An 18,297-nucleotide genomic window follows, 5' to 3' on the forward strand; every position below is an offset into this window, starting at 1 on the left:
GCCCCACCCGATCAGGACTGACCATGCGCCCCATCCACAGCAATGCGGACGACAATGACAATGACACGCCAGGCACCGGCGTCGGCATCGCCACCCGCACCAAGCCCAAGACGCAGAAGCCCAATCTCTACAAGGTGCTGATGCTCAACGACGATTACACGCCCATGGAATTCGTCGTCCTGTGCCTGCAACGCTTCTTCCGCATGAGCGTCGAGGATGCCACCCGCGTCATGCTCCATGTCCACCAGCGCGGCGTCGGCGTCTGCGGTATCTTCACCTATGAAGTCGCCGAAACCAAGGTCAATCAGGTCATCGACTTCGCCCGCGAACACCAGCACCCCCTCCAGTGCACCATGGAGAAGGACTAGGGGGGGAGAAGGATTAGGGGGAAAAGGAGTGAAGGGGGGAAGGAAATAGCCGCCCCCGCGACGCCGCGCCCGCTCGCGCCGCCGCGCCGCCGCCGCTAGAGCCGGGCTATGCTCAGCAGCTTCCCCGCCCCCATCCATGCCGTCGTCATCGGCGCTTCGGGCGGCATCGGCGCCGCACTTGCCGGGCTGCTTGATGCTGATCCCGCGGTCGGCCGTGTCACCCGCTTCACCCGCGACGTGCTCGATCTCACCAGCCCGGCCAGCATCAGCGCCGCGGCGGCCAGCCTCGCCGAGCCGCCGCGCCTCGTCATCTGCGCCACCGGCCTGCTCCACGCTGACACGCTCCGCCCCGAACGCGCGCTCAGGGAACTCAACGCAGACGCGCTCGCCCGGAGCTTCGCCACAAATGCCACCGGCCCGGCGCTCGTCGCCCAGGCCTTCCTGCCGCTCATGCCGCGCGAGGGCAAAAGCCTGTTCGCGGCCCTCGGCGCCCGCGTCGGCTCGATCTCGGACAATCGACTCGGCGGCTGGCACAGCTACCGCGCCGGCAAGGCCGCGCTCCACCAGCTCATCCGCACCATCGCCATCGAACACGCCCGCCGCTGGCCCGAGGCGGTGGTGGCCGCCCTCCACCCCGGCACCGTCGACACGGCACTCTCCCAGCCGTTCCAGCGCAGCGCCAAAACGCTGTTCACACCCGCCCAGTCCGCCGCCCATCTGCTCGCTGTCGTTGACCAGCTAACCCCTTCGCAAAGCGGGCATATCTTCGATTGGCGGGGCGAGGAAATCACGCCCTGAAACGGCCCCGCCCCGTCGCCTGAACGGCCGAAACCGAACTGTCGCAAAAAATCATCACAAATGGCGCAAATCCTACTTTGACCACTGTGCGGATAGCGAACGCTTGCAAAGTCGAATCGTCGCTGTCATTCGATGGACGTCCAACATCGGGGGTATAAATCAAATGCATACCAAACTGCTTTCCACGCTCATGACCACGGGCTCGCTGATCGGCCTGCTGGCCGCTCTTCCCACCGTCGCTGCCAATGCGCAGACGACCGCCGCGGCCGAAACCGCCGACGCCACCATCGTCGTCACCGCCCGCAAGCGCGAAGAGTCGCTGGTCGAGGTGCCGCTGGCCGTCACCACCTTCAGCCAGGACGACATCGAATCGCGCGGCGTCAACACGCTCGCCGACCTGTCGGCCTTCACGCCGGGCTTCGATTTCCAGGAAACCGGCCAGGGCGGTGCGTCTGGCCGTGACAACCCCTCGATCCGCTTCCGCGGCGTCGCCGTGCAGAACGAAAACCCCGCCTCGCGCGCCGGTGCCGTGTTCTTCAACGGCTCCTATCTCTCGGGCGGTGCCGGCCTGCTGCCGACCTTCGACCTGCAGCGCGTCGAAATCATCAAGGGCCCGCAAAACGCCCTTTATGGCCGCAACACCTTCGCCGGTGCCGTCAACTTCCTGCCGCAGGAGCCGGGCGACGAGTTCGAAGGCTTCGTCAACGGCCTTTATTCGCCCACCGATCAGGACACCTACCAGATCCAGGGCGCCGTCACCATTCCGCTGACGGAAAACCTCGGCGTGCGCATCGGCGCCCAATATCGCCGCGCTGGCGCCGACTTCACCTTCACCAACGGTGATCCGCTCGGCACCGAAGAGACCACCAGCCTGCAGGGCACGCTGGTTTATGACAACAAGAACGGCGTCAAGCTGAAGACCACCGGCTATTGGGTCGACGCAAGCGACACCCGCGCCACCGTCAACATCCCCGGCAATTCGCCCCCGGGCACCTGCGACCTGACCTTCTCGGGGGAAAAGCGCAACGTCGTCACCGGCGAACTCACCGGCAGCTTCACCACCGACCTGTCGCAGAGCACGCGCACCATCGTCTGCGGCCAAGTGCCGGATTATGACGCGCCGGGCGGCTTCCAGGCGCCGGCCGTCGGCAATTTCGAGGGCAACACCGTGCCGCTCGATCCGTTCAGCGGCTCGATCGACTATATCCGCACGCTGCCCCCCGAGGCTGACAACTATGCCATCCCCAATGCCCCCAACGGCAATGGCAACACCTACAACACCTGGCTCATCAACCAGTCGGGTGAGTTCGACATCCCCGGCGATCACACGCTGAGCCTGGTCTTCTCCTATGGCCAGAACGGCAGCTACCGGGTCCGCGATTCGCAGGACGGGGCGCTCGGCGCCAACCAGCGCCTGACCGCCTTCGCCTTCTACTCGCACGATCTGTTCGCCGAAGCGCGCGTCGCCTCGCCCGCCGACCAGCGGATCCGCTATCAGTTCGGCTTCAGCTACTATAGCGGCGCCTCGCGGACGTTCGAGTTCTCGCCCTTTGCCGGTGCCACCTTCTTCGGCCCGGCCATCGACGACCAGGCGCTGACCTTCATCGACTCCGACGTGTTCGGCGTCTTCGGCACGGTCGATTTCGACGTCACGTCAGACATCACCCTGTCGCTCGAAGGCCGCTACGGCACCGACAAGATCACCACCGTCTACAATGGTCCGACGCTGCGTGACTTTGGCCCGAGCGATCCGCTGCCCGAGGCGGTGCGCAACGTCTCGCAGAGCTTCACCAAGTTCATGCCGCGCGTCTCGCTGCAGTATAACCCCAACGACCAGCTGAACATCTATGCCAACTGGGCGATCAGCTATTTGCAGGGGTCGGACACCAACGTGCTCGATTATGCCGCCGCCGTTCCCAGCGCCGGTCTCGATCCCGCCACCTTCGGCTTCATCACGCCGGTCCAGCGCCTCAACGCCTTTGAAGTCGGCGTCAAGGCACAGCCCATGCCGAACCTCAACCTCGCGGTGGCCGGTTTCTACATGGACTGGGAAAACCAGGTGCAGTTCGAGCTGTCGCCCGGCACCTTCGTGCCGCTCTTCTCGGCTGGCGACTCGCGCTACAAGGGCATCGAGGCGGAAGCCAACTATACCCCGGCCGAGTGGCTGCGGCTTGAAGGCAATGTCACCTATGTCGATGCCGAGCTGACCGACTTCGCCGGTGCCGGCTCGCTCGCCACCGCCGTCCTCGCCCCGGGCCAGCTCGGGCCGGGCGAGCAGATCTCGTCGAATGGCAATCGTCCGCGCTACATTCCGAAGTGGTCGAGCGCGCTCGCGGGCACCATCCGCTTCAACAAGCTGCTGGACTTCGACAAGGAGACCTTCCTGCGCGTCGACGCCGTCTATTTCGGCGACATCTTCCTCGACAACTTCGAGTTCAACGAAGTGCCGGGCTATTGGAAGTTCAACGCCCGCCTGTCGTCGCAGCTGACCGACATGATCCGGCTCGACCTCTACGGCCTCAACCTCACCAACGATCTGAGCTTCAGCTCGGCCGGTGGTGAAACCGCCGGTCCCGGCGGCAGCCGCCGCACTTTCGGCGGCCTGCCCCGCGCCCGCGAGCTGGGCCTGGAAGTCTTCGTCCGCTTCTGATCTCGGGCACACCGCCAAAGGAAAGGCCCCGGCGCACGCCGGGGCCTTTTTCTTGCCCTCTTGACTTTTTCACCAATATGGTTATAATTGTGCCGCTTTGAGGGCAAGACCCCTCGACCCCCTAACCTTCCTGACCTTCCAGACCCCCTCAAACCCCCGCTCTTGCCACGCCGAACGCATCCAATGCCCGCGCCCGCGCCGCTTCATGGCCAACGATCGGCGGCGGATAGCACCGCACCCCGCCATGCTCCCAAGGCGCATGAATGGCCTTGTCATCCAGCGAGCGCAGCTCCGGCACCCAGCGCCGGATATAGTCAGCGGCCTCGAACTTGGCGCTCTGCCCCACCGGCGCAAACACCCGGTTGAACGGCGAACTGTCGACGCCAGAGCCCATCACCCACTGCCAACCCAATGAATTCGCAGCCAGATCGGCATCCACCAGACAATCCCAGAACCACCGCTCCCCATGCCGCCAGTCGATCAGCAGATGCTTGGTCAAGAACGACGCCGCAATCATCCGCACCCGGTTGTGCATCCAGCCCTCCCCCCAAAGCTGCCGCATCCCCGCATCCACCACCGGATAGCCTGTTCTGCCCTGCTGCCACGCTGCAAGCGCTTCTGAATCCTCAAGAAACCCGAAGCGCTCGAACACCGCGCGCCCCGGCACCTCGCCGTGATCCGGAAACAGATCAAGGATATTGGCGGCAAAATCCCGCCACCCCAACTCCCGCAAAAACGGCTCCCCAGCCTCGCCAACCGCCCCCTCCACCGCCCGCCAGACGGTGCGCACCGAAATCTCCCCCATGGCCAGATGCGGCGACAGCCGCGACGTCCCCTCCACCGAAGGCAGGTTCCGCGTGCGATCATAAGCACTTGCGCGGCCAACAAAATCCGCCAGCCGCGCCGCCGCCCCCGCCTCGCCCGGCGTCCAGACATCAAAGCCCTTGGCCCAGTTCGGCCGCATCGGCAGCAGCCCCCAGTCCTCAAGCCGGTCGCTGGCCACATCGCCCACGAAATCAATCGCTTCGGGCGCCCCCCAGGGCTGGCCGGGCGACATCTGCTCCAGCATCCGCCGCCACCACGGCGTGAAGATCCGGTAGCGCCCCCCTGTGCCCGTCAACACGCTCTCGGGCCGCACCAGAGCCACACCGTCATGCACATGAAGCCGCACCCGCGCCGCCACCGCCGCCTCATCGGCCCGCGCCCAGGGCTCGACCCGGCCAAGGCAGTGGACCGCCCCTGCCCCCACCTCGGCCGCCACCGCCGGCACCACCTCGGCCGACCGCCCGCGCCGCAGCACGAGGCATCCACCCAAGGCCTTCAGATCCTTGGCAAGACTGGCGAGCGAATGATGCAGCCACCAGCGCTGCGCCGCGCCCATCGCCCAGCCCTGCCGCCAGCCTTCGGGCGCGCTGTCCGGCGCCGGGCGATGGTCATCGAGCACATAGAGCGCCACCACCGGCCCGGCGCGCGCGGCGGCCCGCACCGCCGCCTGATCGGCAAGCCGCAAGTCATTCCGAAACCATATGATCTGTGGTGCTGGCATCTGGCTCCCCTAGCCGCTACAGCGCTGCTCGTCTGCCCCCAACGCGAGTGTCCTGATGCCGCAACGCGCCTATGTCGATGGCCAGTATCTGCCGACGGCCGATGCCCATGTTCCGGTCGAGGACCGCGGTCTGCAGTTCGCCGACAGCCTGTATGAGGTCGCCGCCGTCTTCAATGGCCAACTGCTCGACTGGCCCGATCATCTCGCCCGCCTGCGCCGCAACTGCGCGGTGCTGTTCATTCCCCTGCCCCAGTCAGACGCCGCCCTGACCCTGATCGCCAAGCGGCTGATCGCCCAGTCCCGCGCCGCTGATGCCATCCTCTATATCCAGGTCACCCGCGGCACCGCGCGCCGCGACCATGTCTTCGCGCCCGGCCTGCGCCCGCGCCTGATCATGACCGTGCGCCGCTTCGATTTCCGCCAGCGCGCCGCCCAGCAGAAACGCGGCGTGAGCGTGATCACCGTCCCCGACCAGCGCTGGGGGCGTGTCGATATCAAGAGCACCGGCCTGCTCGCCAATGTGATGGCCAAGCAGGATGCGCGCGCGCAGGGGAGCTTCGAGGCCTGGTTCACTGCGCCCGACGGCACGGTGCGCGAAGGTGGCAGCACCAGCGCCTATATCGTCAAGAACGGCACGCTCATCACCCATCCGCTGTCGGCGCATATCCTGCCCGGCATCGCCCGGCAGACGCTGCTGCGCCTGGCGCGCGAGGCGCAGATCCCGGTCGAGGAGCGGCCCTTTTCGCTGGGCGAGGCGCTGGGGGCTGATGAGGCACTGCTGACCAGCACCACGGCGCCGATCTTGCCGGTCACGCGCATTGACGGGCATGATATTGGCGAGGGCCGGCCCGGGCCGGTGGCGGCACGGCTGATCGGCCTTGTCGCCGACGAGATCGCCCGCCAGACCGGGTGGCGCTGAGCCTTATTCGGCGCCGCGCCGCTGCTCCCTCATGCCGCCCCGCCGCTGTTCCAGCCGTTCGGCAATCCGTTCGCGGCTGGCCCGCGCGCCTTCGACAAAGGCCTTGCGGTCTGCCACCGACAGCTGCTCAAGCCCGGCGAGCATCGCCTCCTGCCGGCGCACATGGCTGGCGGCTGCAATCGACCGCTCCTCGTCCATCGCTGCCTTGAGGGCGCGCACATCGAGCGTCTCGGCCTCGACGATTGCCAGCATCTTGTCACGCGCCGCCTTGATCTTGGCCCGCTCATCGCGGCGCTCGTCAAAGTCGGCGCGCATGGCGGTGCGCATCACGGCGCGGCCTTCCTCGCTCATCCCGGCATAAAGCCCGCGCATGGCGCGCGGCCCCTCGCCGGCCGGCTGCGCCAAAGCCGGTGCGCCGGCCATCATCAGCGCCAGCGCGGCGCCCGCGATCATCTTCTTCATCATATCACATCCTCTTCATCAGCCGTGGGCGTGAAGAACATGGCAAAGCCTTCCTCAAGCTCGACGGTTTCGTCAGCCGGCAGCGCTGTTGCCACCACGGTTTCTTGGGCCTGTTCGACCTGTCCACCGCCGGGCGGCAGGCCGATCAGCGCCAGCGCCAGCGAAGCCGCCACGGCCGCACCAGCAACCCAGCGCACCATGCCGCGCCGACCGCCGCTGGCTGTCGCCGCAGGCGCCGGCAGCAAGGCCGCCGGGTCGAACTGCCGAGGGGGCACATCGCGCGCCCAGCCGACCAGCATCGCATCGAGCGACTGTTCCGCGGCCAGCGCCCGGGCAACTTCCGGATCGGCCGCCGCCAGCGCCAGCAGCGCGGCGCGCTCGTCCGTCGGCCAGCGCGCCGCATGGGCGCCGTAGCTGGCCAAAATCTCATATGCCCGTTCCCGCGTCACTCGCTCATGGCCTCCTCAGCCAGCATCGTCTTCAATTCCATACGCGCCCGGCCGAGCAATCCCTCGACGGCCTTGGGCGTGGTTTCCATCACCTCGGCGATCTCGGCCATGCTGAGGCCCTCGCCGTGAAACATCTGGATAGCGGCGCGCTGGCGCTCGTTGAGGCGCGCCATGGCGGCGGCCAGCCTCGCGCGCGTATCGCCGGCGATGGCGGCGGCTTCCGGGTCGGGCGCATGGCTCGCCAGATCATGGGCATCCTCGATCGCCACCATCGGCCGCTTCGCCCGCTGCCGGTCGAGGCAGAGGTTGACGATGATCCGCCGATACCAGCCGCCGACACTGCCGCGCGCGGCATCGAAGCGGTCCGCCATGGTCCACAGCCGGGTGAGCGCGACCTGCACGACGTCCTCGGCCGCCGCCCGGTCCCCGCCCAGCGTGCGGTCGGCGAGCCGCAGCCCGCTGCCTTCGAGCGCACGGACTAGGGCGGCAAAGGCCAGCCGGTCCCCGTCCTGCACGCGCAGCATCAACCCGGCGAGATCGTCGGGCGCTTTGGGCGGCGGCACGGGTTGCACGGTCATCACCCCTGCTTACGCACGGGCGGCCCGAAATCCCCCGCAACAACCTGCGCGCCCTGCCAGACGGCCCATTGCGCCCGCAGACCCAGCGCATGGCGGCTGGCGATCTCCATGACGTCGCTGCCATAGCCACCGCCCAGTGTTGCGGCCATCGGGATGCCGGCGGCGTGCGCCCGCCCGGCGACCAGCGCATCGCGCGCCGCGATGCCCTCAAGGCTGAGCGCAAGCCGGCCCAGCCGGTCGCCAGCGAAGACATCGACGCCGCCCTGATAGAGGATCAGCTGGGGCCGGTGGCGCGCAATCAGCGCATCGAGTTCAGCGGCGAGGACGGCCAGATAATCGGTGTCGCCAGTGCCGTCGGGCAGCGCGACGTCGCGGAACGAGCGCGCCTTGCGTACCGGAAAATTCTTCTCGCCGTGCATCGAGAAGGTGAGGATATCCTCGCGGCCGGCGAAGATCACCGCCGTGCCGTCGCCCTGATGCACATCGAGATCGACGATCAGGATGCGCGCCACCCGGCCTTCCCGGACCAGCGCCTCGGCAGCGATCGCCAGATCATTGGTGACGCAGTAGCCCGCACCCGTATCGGGCAGCGCGTGATGGCTGCCGCCCGCCGCATTGGCCGCCCAGCCGTGCTCCAGCGCATGGCGGGCGGCGAGATAGGTGCCGCCGGCGACCAGCCGGGTTCGCGCTGCCACTGCTGCCGTGACGGGAAAGCCGATCCGCCGCTCGATGGCGGCCGGCACCTTTGCCGCCAGCACCGCGGCGACATAATCGGGCTGATGGACCGCTTCCAGCCACGCTGCCGGGGCGGCGTCGGGGCTCAGCAGCCGGGCCTCCGCGCCCAGCGCCAGCGGCAGGGCGGCATATTTGTCCATCGGGAAGCCATGGCCATCTGGCAGCCGCACCGCATAGCCGGCGGCGTGAAACAGCGGCAGCGCCGCCATCGCTCAGCCGAGTGCCCGCGACGCCATTTCCAGCACGTCCTTGCTGACGCCGGGGCTGGCGACGATCCGCTCCAGCTGGGTGCGCATCAGCGCCTGGCGGGCCGGGTCGAACCGCTTCCAGCGGCCGAGCGGGACGGCCAGCCGCGCCGCCGATTGCGGGTTGATCCGGTCAACGGCGAGAAGCTGATCGGCGAGCAGGGCATAGCCTTCGCCACTCTCTGCGTGGAACTGGCGCTGGTTGGAGGCAAAGGCGCCGATGAGCGCGCGCAGGCGGTTGGGGTTGGACAGCTTGAAGGCGGGATGCGCCGTGAGTGCGCGCACCTGCGCCAGCGTGTCGTCACGGCTCGACATCGCCTGGACGCTGAACCATTTGTCGATGACATCATTATTCTCTTCGAAGCGGGAGTAGAAATCTGCCAGCGCGGCGTCGCGTTCGGGCGTGCGGGTAGTGATGAGCGCGCCGAGCGCACCGAGCCGGTCGGTCATCGTCTGGGCGCCGGCATATTGCGCCGCCGCCGCCTCGATGGCCTCGCGCCCGCCCGCGGTGACGAGATAGGCGAGCGCGACATTGGCCAGCCGCCGCGCGCCCTTGGCCTCGGGGGTGAGCGCCGTGCCGCTGCCGGAATGGCGGCGATAGGCGGCCCACCAGCGGTCTTCAAGCGCGCGGGCGATGGCCAGCCGGGCCGCCTCGCGGCGGCGGTGGATCGCCTCGACATCGACGGTCTCGGCCTGATCGCCGATAAAGGCTTCGGTGGGCAGGAGCACGCTTTCGGCCACGAACGCGGCATCGAGCGCGCCGGCCTCGCCGGCCGCCAGCGCCGCCGAGACCGCCGCCACCAGCTCGTCGGGCGTGTCATCGGTGGCCAGCACATCGAGCGCGAGCCGCTGCATCGCCTCCCAGCGGGCGAAGGGGTCATCGTCGGCGGCGGCGAGAAAAGCCAGATCTTCGCGGCTGCCGCCGGCCTCGACCACGACGGGGGCGGAAAAGCCCCGGTTGAGCGAGAGCAGCACCGGCTCGTCGAGGCCTTCGAAGGTGACCCGGGTTTCGGCGTCGGTCAGCTCGACAAGCCGCTCCGGCCCGATGCGCCGGCCGCTGGTGCGCCCGATGAGCGCGATGCGGAAGGGAATGTGCATCAGCGGCTTCACCGACTGGCCGGGCGTGGGCAGGGTGCGCTGGGTGAGTGCCACGGTGAGGGTGCGGCCGGCGCGCGCCTGATGCACGGCGATGCGCGGCGTGCCGGCCTGCTCATACCAGCGGCGGAACTGGCGCAGATCGCGGCCATTGGCGTCTTCCATCGCGGCCAGCCAGTCTTCGCAGGTCACGGCCTGGCCGTCATGACGGTCGAAATAGAGGTCAGCGCCCTTGCGGAACCCCGTTTCACCGAGCAGCGTGTGCAGCATGCGGATCACCTCGGCGCCCTTGTTGTAGACGGTCGCGGTGTAGAAATTGGCGATCTCGGCATAGTGATCGGGGCGGATGGGATGCGCCAGCGGGCCGGCATCTTCGGGGAATTGCACGGCACGAAGTGCGCGCACATCATCGATGCGGCGGACAGCAGCCGACCCCTGATCAGCGGAGAATTGCTGGTCGCGAAAGACGGTCAGCCCTTCCTTCAACGAGAGCTGGAACCAGTCCCGGCAGGTGACCCGGTTGCCGGTCCAGTTGTGGAAATATTCATGGGCGACCACGGCTGCGACCGCGTCGAAATCGGCGTCGGTCGCGGTTTCGGCATCGGCCAGCACATATTTGGAGTTGAAGATGTTGAGGCCCTTGTTTTCCATGGCGCCGGCGTTGAAATCGGCCACGGCGACGATGTTGAACACATTCAGATCATATTCCCGGCCATAGACACGCTCATCCCAGACCATGCTGGCCTTGAGCGCGGCCATGGCGTGCGCCGAGCGCGGCACATCGGCCTCGGCGGTCCAGATCGCCAGCGCCACCTTGCGGCCTGACGCGGTGATGAATTCATCGCGCCGGGCGCTGAGGTCGCCCGCCACCAGCGCGAACAGATAGCTGGGCTTGGGCCAGGGGTCGGTCCAGGTGACCGCATGGCGGCCACCTTCGAGCGGCTCGGTGGCGCCGGCCTCGCCGTTGGAGAGCAGCACCGGATAGGCGGCCGCGTCGGCGGCGAGCCGGACCGTGTAGCGCGACAGGATGTCGGGCCGGTCAGGGAACCAGGTGATGGCGCGGAAGCCCTCGGCCTCGCACTGGGTCACCAGCCGGCCTTCGCTGGCATAAAGGCCCATCAGGCGGGTGTTGGCGGCGGGCTTGATATGGACTTCGCTGGTGATCGTCGCCCGGTCACCCGAGATGGGGAGCGTCAGCCGGTCGCCGTCGGGGACGGCATTGACGCGCTGGCCATCAACCTCGACCCACTTCGTTTCCAGCGCGCGACCATCGAGGACGAGCGGCCGCTTGTGATCCCCACCTCGGACCACGCTCAGCGTCGCGCGCACCACGGTGACGGCGGCGGCGAGGTCGAACTCGAGGCGCACTTCGGGCACCAGCCAGTCGGGGGGCTGATAATCCTTGAGCCTGACGATCTCGAGGGGTGTCGCGGCGCGGGCGTCCATCATCTGCATGACCCCATATTGCCTGCGGCCCGATACGAAACAAGTCCGGCGGCAGCGAGGGGGGAGGGAAGGCTGCCGCCGGAGCAGGTTCGAAGGCCGCGAGAGGGGGGTATCGCTGGCCTTGATGCTGTTTACGGCCCAGCGGCGGGAAAGTTGCGCACGATCATCAGCGGCGCTAGCGTTGGCGCATGCACCTGCTCGTTTTCGGCCCCGGCTATACCGCCAGCCGGTTCATCACCGCCTTTGCCGCTGCGCATCCGGACGCGCGCATCACCCGCGCGCGCTCGCAAGCGAGTGATGGGGCGCTGGGTCTTGATGACGCCCAAGTTGCAGAGGCGATCGCGACGGCAAGCCACGTCTTGAGCTCGGTGCCGCCGCTTTCGGCGGACGGAGATGACCCTGTATTGGCGCGCTACGGCGACGTACTGGCAGCAGCGTCGGCGCGCTGGGTGGGCTATCTGAGCAGCACCGGGGTTTATGGGGACACAGGCGGCGCCTGGGTGGACGAGGCGACGCCGCTGGCTGGCCGGCGCGCGGGCCGGGTGGCGGCCGATGAGGCCTGGACGGCGCTTCACCCGCAGGCGCGCTGCTTTCGCCTGCCCGGCATCTATGGCCCGGGCCGCTCGGCCATCGACCGGCTGCGGCGCGGCCCGGTCGCGCGGATCGACAAGCCCGGCCATGTCTTCAGCCGCATCCATGTCGATGACATTGTGGCCGCGCTCATGGCCAGCCTGACGCGGGGCGGGCCGGGCATCTACAATATCGCCGATGACAGGCCGGCGCCGGGCGAGGAGGTGACCGCCTATGCGGCGCGGCTGCTGGGCGTGCCTGTGCCGCCGCTCGAACCGCTGGAAACGGCCGTTCTGAGCCCGATGGGGCGCGCCTTCTATGCTGAATGTCGCAGGGTGGCCAACGGCAAAATGACACGCGAACTCACGCTCGAATTGCGCTATCCAACCTATGTGGAAGGCCTGCGCGCCTGTCTGGAAGGGGAGAGATCATGAAGTTTGGAGCCGGTCAGTCCGTCAAGCGGGTTGAGGACATGCGTTTGCTGAAGGGCGAGGGTCGCTACACCGACGACATGCAGCGCCCCGGCCAGCTTTATGCGACGACGCTGCGCTCGCCCTATGGCCATGCCGAGATCAAGAGCATCGATACGGCGCCCGCACTTGCGGTGCCCGGCGTGGTCGCGGTCTACACGCATGAGGATGTTGCCGATTATGGGCCGGTGCCGTGTCTGGTGCCGCTGTCTGGCCCGAAGACGACGCTGCGGCCGCTGCTTGCCAAGGACCGGGTGCGCTTTGTGGGCGATTCGGTGGCCTTTGTGGTGGCCACCAACCGCGAGGCCGCGCGCGCCGGGGCGGACGCGATCGAGGTCGAGTATGAGGATCTGCCCGTGGCGGCCTCGATCGAAGCGGCAATCGCGCCTGACGCGCCGCTGATCTGGCCCGAGGCCGGCACCAACCTGCTGTTCGACTGGGCGGTGGGCGACGGCGAGGCGGCCCGCGCGGCGATTGCGGCCAGCGCGCATGTCACCAGCATGCGCATCGTGCAGAACCGGGTCGCGCCGACCTCGATGGAGATTCGCGCCGCCATTGGCGAATTTGATGCCGACAGCGGCGAATTCACGCTGACGACAGGCAGCCAGGGCGTGGTGATGCTGCGCGACATCATCTCGAAGATCATAGGCATTGACGGCGAGGCGCTGCGGGTGGTCACCCATGATGTGGGCGGCGGCTTCGGCATGAAGTCGTTTGTCTACAATGAATATCCCCTCGTGCTTCACGCCGCGCGCGCGCTTGGCCGGCCGGTCAAATGGACCGGCGAGCGCTCGGATGCCTTCCAGACCGACACCCATGGCCGGGCCATGGTGTCGGAAGCGAAGCTTGGCTTTGATGCCGAGGGCCGGATCACCGGGCTGGCGGTCGAGACATGGTCTGACCTTGGTGCCTATCAGTCGCAGTTCGGCCCGGCCATCCAGACCATTGCCGGCGGCACGATCATCGGCGGGGTCTACCGCATTCCGGCCATTCACAATCTGGTGCACGGCGTGGTCACCAACACGGCCCCGGTCGATGCCTATCGCGGCGCTGGGCGGCCCGAGAGCGCCTATATCCTTGAGCGGCTGATGGACGCCGCGGCGCGCGAGCTTGGCACCACGCCCGATGCGCTGCGCCGGCAGAATCTGCTGACGCCGGCGGAGCTGCCGCATGACAATGGCCTGGGCCTGACCTTCGACATTGGCAATTTCCCCGCCGTGCTCGATGCGGCGATGAAGCAGGCCGACTGGGCGGGCTTTGCGGCGCGCAAGGCCGCAGCGCAGGCGCGCGGCATGCGCTATGGCCGGGGCATGGCCTATTATGTCGAGATCGCCGGCGGCGGCGGCACCGATGAATATGCCGATGTGCGCGTGGCCACCGATGGCATGGTCGAGATGGCGGTCGGCACCCAATCGAATGGGCAGGGCCATGAGACGGCCTATGCGCAGGTGACCGCCGAGCGGCTGGGCATTCCCATGGATCAGGTGCGCATCGTGCAGGGCGACACGTCACGGCTTGACCAGGGGCATGGCACGGGCGGTTCGCGCAGCCTCGCCTTTGGCGGCGGTGCCTGTCTGCTGGCGGCCGATGACATGATCGCGCGGGGCGTCGAACTGGCCAAGGCCGATCTAGGCGCCGATGAGATCGATTATGAAGCCGGTGTGTTCAAGGCTAGGAACAGCAACCTGACGACCAGCCTGTCCGAGCTGGCGGCCAAGCACCCCGGTGCGCTTGACGGTCGGTCCAAATACACCACCGGCCAGCCGGCGCCGACCTTCCCCAACGGCTGCCATATCGCCGAGATTGAGCTCGACCCCGACACCGGGCGGGTCAAGGTCGAGCGCTACAGCCTGGTCGATGATTTCGGCAAGCTGGTCAATCCGATGCTGGTGCAGGGCCAGATCCATGGCGGCGTGGCGCAGGGGCTTGGCCAGGTGCTGCTGGAGGATGTCGTCTATTCCGAAGACGGCCAGCTGGTGACCGGCAGCTTCATGGACTATGGCGTGCCGCGCGCTGACGACATGCCGGCCGACATCCTCTTCGACACGCTGGGCACGCCCAGCCCGACCAATCCGCTGGGCGTCAAGGGCTGTGGCGAAGCCGGCACCATCGGTGCCATGCCCTCGGTGATGAACGCCATCATCGACGCGCTGAACGGCACCCAGCTGGAAATGCCGGCGACGCCCGAGAAGCTGTGGCGCATCGCCCAGTCGCTTCGCCAGCCGCTGGCGGCTGAATAAGCCGGACGCCTGACAGGAACAGGGCCGCAGCGTTGCCGCTGCGGCCCTTTTTTGGTCAGTGCTGGCGCTTCCCGGTGAGAGAGCGGGGGAGTCGGGATAGTCGGCCGCGCTGCCGTCATTATCCTTAGCAGCCTTGCCGTGCCGATTCTTGACCCGGATCAAAAAGCCGACGCGACCGCGAAAAAAACGAGCCGATCAGTGACCGAGCACGAGCGGCACCGGCGGGTCGGACAGGATGCCCTTGGTGACCCCGCCGAACAGCGTCTGGCGCAGGCGCGAGTGACCATAGGCGCCCTGCACGAGCATGGTTGCGCCAAGCCGCATCACCTCTTCGCGGATGACCGCCTCGACGGTGTGGCCGCCCGACGCCTTTTCGATGACCTCGGCCTCGATGCCATGGCGCGACAGGTAGCGCGCGGCATCAGACGCCCGGTAATCGCTCGGCTTTTCCTCGACGGTGAGCAAATGCACGGTCTTGGCGGTGTGCAGGATCGGCATGCTGCCGCGCATGGCCATGGCCGCCTCGCGCGAGCCGTCCCAGGCCACCAGCGCCGGGCCGGACACATCGACCCCCTTGGTGCCTGGCGCCACGGCCACCACCGGAGCGGCGGCCTGCATCGCCACATCGCCGGTCAGGGTGAGTTGCAGGCGCGGCGAGCGAGTGAAGGTGCCGGCGCTCATCACCACGACATCGGCGAGCCGCGAGGCTTCGGCCAGCCGCAGGACGGCATCGCCGTCGCGCGCCGCCCAATCCCAGCTGACGCCTTCGGTCTTGAGCCGGGCTTCCACCACTTCCCGGTCCTGGCGGCGCTGTTTCTCGATGGCCTCGATCAAGGTGGTGACAGGAAAGCCGCTCATGCCGCCATCACCCAGCGCATAGGCGGCATAGGGGGTGACCTGAAGGCAATTGACATGCGCGCCGAACGCGCGCGCCAGATCGAAGGCGGCCTGCAGCCGCGCCTCCTGTCCTTCATCGCTCTCGATATGGACCAGAACCGTCTTCATATTTCCTCTCCCATCGCTGATTTGCTCCAGCTTAGGGTGGAGTGTCGCAGCCCGCATTGATCCACGTCAACGCCGAACGCGTTCAGCGGCCCGCTGCACGCGCCAGCAGCGCGGGATCTTCGACGATGAGCCGCCTTGTGCCCTGCAGCGAGATGGCGCCGATGGTCTTCAGCCGCGAGATCTGCCGGCTGACGGTTTCGATGGTCAGGCCCAGAAGCTCGGCCATCTCGCCGCGCCCGAGCGGCAGCTCGACGACCGCGCTCGGCCCCTCGCAGCCCAGCGCGCCGAGGCGCCGCGCGACATCTTCGAGAAAGCCCGCCACCCGCTCGCCGGCACGGGCATGGCCCATGCGCACCAGCCAGTCCCGCGCCCGGTCGAGCTCGGCCATGGTGCGCGCCAGCAGCAGCTCCTGCATGGCCTGATGGTCGCGCAGCGTTGCTGCGAAAGCGGCGCGCGGAAAGGCGCAGATCTGCACGTCGGTGAGGGCGACGATATCCTGCTGCTGAACGCCGCCAAAGGGGCGGCCGATGAAATCACCGGGAAACAGCATGCCGACGATGGCCTGCTCGCCGTCTGAGGTCACCACGACGAGTTTCATGACGCCGGACTGCAGCGTGGCGCAGGTCGGTGCATCATCGCCGGCCCAGCTGAGGGTTTCACCGCGCCCGAGCCGACGCACGACGCCAATGCGTCCCAAGGCCTGCAGCGCCGCCGGATCAAGTGCTGCGCACAGCGCCCGGTCGCGCACAATGCAGCTATCGCAGCGACTCCCCATGGCGAGCAGTTTGCGTCAGGTGCTGCGGGCGCGCAACGCCACAATCAGCCCGGCGAGCGCGAGGGCCGCGCCAACCGCGGCCAGCCAGCTCCAGACAAAGCCTTCGAACAGCGTGGACAGGCCAAGCGCCACCAGCGGAATGAGCACGCCCGACCAGGCCGCCTTGCCCGGCCCGACGACGCGCACGACGGTGAAGTAGAGGATGAAGGCGACGGCCGAGGCCGCCAGCGCGAGATAGACGACGCCGGCGAGATAGCCGGCCTCCCAGAGGATGACCGGCGGGCCGGAGAGCAGCAGCGCCACGCCGGCATTCATCAGCGCGCCGTAGAGCATCGACCAGGCCAGCCCGCCTTCAAGCGGCAGGGTGCGGCCCATGGACGAGGCCTGCATGACATTGGCGATGCTGGCCGAGAGCACACCGGCCACCGCCAGCGCGACACCCAGCGCCACCTCATCTCCACCCTCGCCCGGGCGCGCCAGATCGGTCCAGACCATCATCACCACGCCGATGATGCCCATGGCGCTGCCGGCCATGAAGCGGACCGTCACCCGCTGGCCGAGCAGCGCCCAGGCAAACAGCGAATTGGGGATCACCAGCAGAGCGAAGATCAGCGCCACCAGCCCCGAGGCCATATGCGCCTCTGCCCGGTAGACGAAATTGAAATTGAGCATGAACTGGGTGAGCCCGACGAGCGCCGCGAACCGGTGCTGTGCCGGGCTCAAGCGCAGCGAGCGGCCGGTGAGGCCGCAGAAGCCGAACAGCATGAGCGCGGCGACAACGAACCGCCACGTCACCGACCAGGACGGCGGAACCTCGCCAAGCTGATATTTGATGACCAGCCATGTCGAGCCCCAGATCAGCGTGACGATGGCGAAATAGAGCCAGAGCCGGGGCGTGAACCGGCCAGCGGGCGTGCTCATTGCTCCAGCGCTTCGGCAAGAGCGGCGACGTGCGCGGGCGGTATGTCCCAGGCCGTGACCAGCCTGATCTCGTCGCTGCCGGCATCGCCCCAATCGTAGAAATCAAAGCCCTGGGCCCGCAGCCTGCTCACCTCACCGGGATGCATCTTCAAGAACAGCTCATTGGCCTCGACCGGATAGCGCAGGCGCGCGCCTGCAGCGGCTGCCAGCTGCGCGGCGGCGGCATTGGCGGCCCGCGCATTGGCCAGCCAGACATCGCCTTCGATCATGGCCAGCAGCTGGGCCGCCTGAAACCGCCCCTTGCTGGGCATCTGGCCGGCGCGCTTGCGCAGGAAGCGAAGGCGCGGTGCGAGATCGGGCGCGAAGACGACCAGCGCTTCGGCTGTCATGCCGCCGTTCTTGATCGCGCCGAAGCTGAGCACATCGACACCGGCCCGCCATGTCACATCGCCGGGGTGGCAGCCGAGATGCGCCACCGCATTGGCGAAGCGGGCGCCGTCCATATGCACCCGCCAGCCGCGCGCCTTGGCATGGGCGGCCAGTGCGGCCACCATGTCGGGTGTGTAAACGGTGCCGGCCTCGGTCGCCTGGGTGAGGGAGAGGGCGCCGATCTGCACCTGATGCGCATCGCCGCGATGTGCCGCCAGCCCGGCGGCGAGCCGCTCGGGCGTCAGCCGGCCATGCTCGCCCTTGACCAGCAGCAGCTTGGCCCCGCCGGTAAAGAACTCCGGCGCGCCACATTCATCGACATGAATATGGGCGTCGGTTTCGCAGACGACGGCGCCGTAGCCGGGCACCATCGCGGCCAGTGCGAGCGCATTGGCCGCTGTCCCGGTGTTGACGGGGAGAACGGTGCAGTCATGACCGAACAGCGCGCTGAAGGCGCCGTCGAGCCGGCTGGACCACTCATCGTCATCATAGGCCGCCGCCGCGGAAGGTGCGGCTGACAATATGGCGTCCAGCACGGCCGGGCAGACCGAGGCTGCATTGTCTGACTTGAAGTTCATGTCGCGGCGCTAGCCAGT

At 67.8% G+C, this 18,297-nt stretch carries 16 protein-coding genes; 6 read left to right on the forward strand and 10 right to left on the reverse strand.

All coding sequences use genetic code 11. From position 1 onward, the window contains the following. Positions 1-23 precede the first annotated feature (23 nt). The 3 genes from clpS (at position 24) to ACMVO5_RS07085 (ending at position 3,816) form a co-directional block, all read left to right on the forward strand. A complete protein-coding gene (gene clpS, locus ACMVO5_RS07075) occupies positions 24-368 on the forward strand; it encodes an ATP-dependent Clp protease adapter ClpS (RefSeq protein ID WP_416906824.1) in 345 nt (114 codons plus the stop codon). A gap of 108 nt (positions 369-476) precedes the next feature. Beyond that, entirely contained in the window at positions 477-1,166 is a 690-nt protein-coding gene (locus ACMVO5_RS07080) for an SDR family NAD(P)-dependent oxidoreductase (protein ID WP_416906825.1), read from the forward strand. Positions 1,167-1,356: 190 nt separating this feature from the next. Beyond that, positions 1,357-3,816 carry a TonB-dependent receptor gene (locus ACMVO5_RS07085; protein WP_416906826.1) on the forward strand — a complete coding sequence of 820 codons (2,460 nt, stop codon included), beginning with the start codon at positions 1,357-1,359 and terminating at the stop codon, positions 3,814-3,816. 148 nt (positions 3,817-3,964) lie between these two features. Here the strand turns inward: ACMVO5_RS07085 and ACMVO5_RS07090 are convergent, their stop codons facing one another. After that, positions 3,965-5,362 (reverse strand): cryptochrome/photolyase family protein, encoded by a 1,398-nt coding sequence (locus ACMVO5_RS07090; protein ID WP_416906827.1) that lies wholly within the window; start codon positions 5,360-5,362, stop codon positions 3,965-3,967. A 55-nt stretch (positions 5,363-5,417) separates the two neighbouring features. Between ACMVO5_RS07090 and ACMVO5_RS07095 the strand changes: the two genes are divergently transcribed. Next, positions 5,418-6,281, forward strand: coding sequence for a D-amino-acid transaminase (locus ACMVO5_RS07095; RefSeq protein WP_416906828.1), 864 nt, complete (start codon positions 5,418-5,420; stop codon positions 6,279-6,281). 3 nt (positions 6,282-6,284) lie between these two features. Here the strand turns inward: ACMVO5_RS07095 and ACMVO5_RS07100 are convergent, their stop codons facing one another. From ACMVO5_RS07100 to pepN, 5 genes are read right to left on the reverse strand one after another with little or no spacing between them, the layout of a single operon-like run. Further along, positions 6,285-6,746: a periplasmic heavy metal sensor gene (locus tag ACMVO5_RS07100; RefSeq protein ID WP_416906829.1), complete on the reverse strand. Its 462-nt coding sequence runs from the start codon at positions 6,744-6,746 to the stop codon at positions 6,285-6,287. Then, entirely contained in the window at positions 6,743-7,192 is a 450-nt protein-coding gene (locus ACMVO5_RS07105) for a hypothetical protein (RefSeq protein WP_416906830.1), read from the reverse strand. The genes ACMVO5_RS07100 and ACMVO5_RS07105 overlap by 4 nt, the downstream gene beginning before the upstream one ends. Beyond that, entirely contained in the window at positions 7,189-7,770 is a 582-nt protein-coding gene (locus tag ACMVO5_RS07110) for an RNA polymerase sigma factor (RefSeq protein ID WP_416906831.1), read from the reverse strand. Before ACMVO5_RS07110 ends, ACMVO5_RS07105 begins: the two co-directional genes overlap by 4 nt. Continuing rightward, on the reverse strand, positions 7,770-8,714 hold the full coding sequence (locus ACMVO5_RS07115) for a histone deacetylase (RefSeq protein WP_416906832.1): 945 nt from the start codon (positions 8,712-8,714) through the stop codon (positions 7,770-7,772). Before ACMVO5_RS07115 ends, ACMVO5_RS07110 begins: the two co-directional genes overlap by 1 nt. A gap of 3 nt (positions 8,715-8,717) precedes the next feature. Next, positions 8,718-11,294, reverse strand: a complete 2,577-nt coding sequence (gene pepN / locus ACMVO5_RS07120) for an aminopeptidase N (RefSeq protein ID WP_416909326.1) — start codon at positions 11,292-11,294, stop codon at positions 8,718-8,720. A gap of 185 nt (positions 11,295-11,479) precedes the next feature. Between pepN and ACMVO5_RS07125 the strand changes: the two genes are divergently transcribed. Further along, positions 11,480-12,295 (forward strand): SDR family NAD(P)-dependent oxidoreductase, encoded by an 816-nt coding sequence (locus ACMVO5_RS07125; RefSeq protein ID WP_416906833.1) that lies wholly within the window; start codon positions 11,480-11,482, stop codon positions 12,293-12,295. Then, the gene (locus ACMVO5_RS07130) at positions 12,292-14,571 is read left to right on the forward strand and encodes a xanthine dehydrogenase family protein molybdopterin-binding subunit (protein ID WP_416906834.1); all 2,280 of its coding nucleotides are present in this window, start codon (positions 12,292-12,294) and stop codon (positions 14,569-14,571) included. The genes ACMVO5_RS07125 and ACMVO5_RS07130 overlap by 4 nt, the downstream gene beginning before the upstream one ends. Positions 14,572-14,766: 195 nt before the next feature. On the opposite strand, the gene ACMVO5_RS07135 is transcribed toward ACMVO5_RS07130, so the two are convergent. The 4 genes from ACMVO5_RS07135 to ACMVO5_RS07150 form a co-directional block, all read right to left on the reverse strand. Further along, a complete protein-coding gene (locus ACMVO5_RS07135) occupies positions 14,767-15,576 on the reverse strand; it encodes a universal stress protein (RefSeq protein WP_416906835.1) in 810 nt (269 codons plus the stop codon). An 82-nt stretch (positions 15,577-15,658) separates the two neighbouring features. Then, the gene (locus tag ACMVO5_RS07140; protein ID WP_416906836.1) at positions 15,659-16,351 is read right to left on the reverse strand and encodes a Crp/Fnr family transcriptional regulator; all 693 of its coding nucleotides are present in this window, start codon (positions 16,349-16,351) and stop codon (positions 15,659-15,661) included. 15 nt (positions 16,352-16,366) lie between these two features. Continuing rightward, entirely contained in the window at positions 16,367-17,272 is a 906-nt protein-coding gene (locus tag ACMVO5_RS07145; RefSeq protein WP_416906837.1) for a DMT family transporter, read from the reverse strand. Next, positions 17,269-18,279 (reverse strand): threonine aldolase family protein, encoded by a 1,011-nt coding sequence (locus ACMVO5_RS07150; protein ID WP_416906838.1) that lies wholly within the window; start codon positions 18,277-18,279, stop codon positions 17,269-17,271. Before ACMVO5_RS07150 ends, ACMVO5_RS07145 begins: the two co-directional genes overlap by 4 nt. Positions 18,280-18,297 lie beyond the last annotated feature (18 nt).

It is taken from the genome of Polymorphobacter sp. (assembly GCF_048007885.1).
Classification (GTDB): Bacteria; Pseudomonadota; Alphaproteobacteria; order Sphingomonadales; family Sphingomonadaceae; genus Sandarakinorhabdus.

Bases quoted from the DNA above. Each gene is read 5' to 3' on its own strand.
- clpS (WP_416906824.1), top strand. From the start codon at position 24: ATGCGCCCCATCCACAGCAATGCGGACGACAATGACAATGACACGCCA.
- ACMVO5_RS07080 (WP_416906825.1), top strand. From the start codon at position 477: ATGCTCAGCAGCTTCCCCGCCCCCATCCATGCCGTCGTCATCGGCGCT.
- ACMVO5_RS07085 (WP_416906826.1), top strand. From the start codon at position 1,357: ATGACCACGGGCTCGCTGATCGGCCTGCTGGCCGCTCTTCCCACCGTC.
- ACMVO5_RS07090 (WP_416906827.1), bottom strand. From the start codon at position 5,362: ATGCCAGCACCACAGATCATATGGTTTCGGAATGACTTGCGGCTTGCC.
- ACMVO5_RS07095 (WP_416906828.1), top strand. From the start codon at position 5,418: ATGCCGCAACGCGCCTATGTCGATGGCCAGTATCTGCCGACGGCCGAT.
- ACMVO5_RS07100 (WP_416906829.1), bottom strand. From the start codon at position 6,746: ATGATGAAGAAGATGATCGCGGGCGCCGCGCTGGCGCTGATGATGGCC.
- ACMVO5_RS07110 (WP_416906831.1), bottom strand. From the start codon at position 7,770: ATGACCGTGCAACCCGTGCCGCCGCCCAAAGCGCCCGACGATCTCGCC.
- ACMVO5_RS07115 (WP_416906832.1), bottom strand. From the start codon at position 8,714: ATGGCGGCGCTGCCGCTGTTTCACGCCGCCGGCTATGCGGTGCGGCTG.
- pepN (WP_416909326.1), bottom strand. From the start codon at position 11,294: ATGATGGACGCCCGCGCCGCGACACCCCTCGAGATCGTCAGGCTCAAG.
- ACMVO5_RS07125 (WP_416906833.1), top strand. From the start codon at position 11,480: ATGCACCTGCTCGTTTTCGGCCCCGGCTATACCGCCAGCCGGTTCATC.
- ACMVO5_RS07130 (WP_416906834.1), top strand. From the start codon at position 12,292: ATGAAGTTTGGAGCCGGTCAGTCCGTCAAGCGGGTTGAGGACATGCGT.
- ACMVO5_RS07135 (WP_416906835.1), bottom strand. From the start codon at position 15,576: ATGAAGACGGTTCTGGTCCATATCGAGAGCGATGAAGGACAGGAGGCG.
- ACMVO5_RS07140 (WP_416906836.1), bottom strand. From the start codon at position 16,351: ATGGGGAGTCGCTGCGATAGCTGCATTGTGCGCGACCGGGCGCTGTGC.
- ACMVO5_RS07145 (WP_416906837.1), bottom strand. From the start codon at position 17,272: ATGAGCACGCCCGCTGGCCGGTTCACGCCCCGGCTCTGGCTCTATTTC.
- ACMVO5_RS07150 (WP_416906838.1), bottom strand. From the start codon at position 18,279: ATGAACTTCAAGTCAGACAATGCAGCCTCGGTCTGCCCGGCCGTGCTG.